The organism is Mesorhizobium sp. M2A.F.Ca.ET.039.01.1.1 (genome assembly GCF_003998035.1).
Classification (GTDB): Bacteria; Pseudomonadota; Alphaproteobacteria; order Rhizobiales; family Rhizobiaceae; genus Mesorhizobium.
In genome coordinates, this window is sequence record NZ_RZRY01001403.1 from 1 (window position 1) to 651 (window position 651).

Genomic DNA, 651 nt, shown 5'->3' on the forward strand with positions numbered 1-651 from the left:
CCAAGACAGCGGCAAGCGAGATGGCCGCCATCGCAAGCAGCGCCAGCTTCCAGAAATCGCCGCGTCGCTTCAGCCCCGGCCAGCCCAGCGGCTTGATGACCTGGATCAGCATGATGCCGCAGATGACTAGGGCGAGCAGTTTCGTCATGCTGCCTTTGACCAGCAACGATGGCGGCTGTCAAAGCTGTTCTTGCGGCCTTCGGGCCGAGCACCTCCTGACAGGAATCGGCTTCATCCAGCCCTGCGGGGGGCACCGTGCCGCCTTCTTCCGTACCCTGCCAACCTCCTGACAGACTGCTGTCAGGAGGGGTGTGAGATACTCTTCTCATCGAAAGAGAGGAGTGAGGTCATGAACGGTTTTACCATCCTGCGCAGCGTGCAGCACTATGTCGGCCGGATCCGCACCGTGCGCAACGAGATCCGCACCCAGCGTTTCCTGAACACCTTGCCGGCGGACATCCGCAAGGACATTGGCTGGCCGGACCTTTACACGGGCCGCGTGCGCGAAAACTGAAATTTTGCCGCCGCGACTTGGATTGTGGCGACACCGCGCCCAGATGTATTGGCGGCCAGTGATGTTGAGTACAGGGAAGAAGCCTTTGTTTGCCGGTAGCTTGCCGCAGCCTCCTGACAGTATGTTGTCAGGAGGAA

The 651-nt window shown here is 60.4% G+C and carries 1 protein-coding gene; it reads left to right on the forward strand.

Features of this window, described 5'->3' with window-relative positions; genetic code table 11:
* Positions 1–349 precede the first annotated feature (349 nt).
* A complete protein-coding gene (locus EOA24_RS40130) occupies positions 350–514 on the forward strand; it encodes a hypothetical protein (RefSeq protein ID WP_116397974.1) in 165 nt (54 codons plus the stop codon).
* Positions 515–651 lie beyond the last annotated feature (137 nt).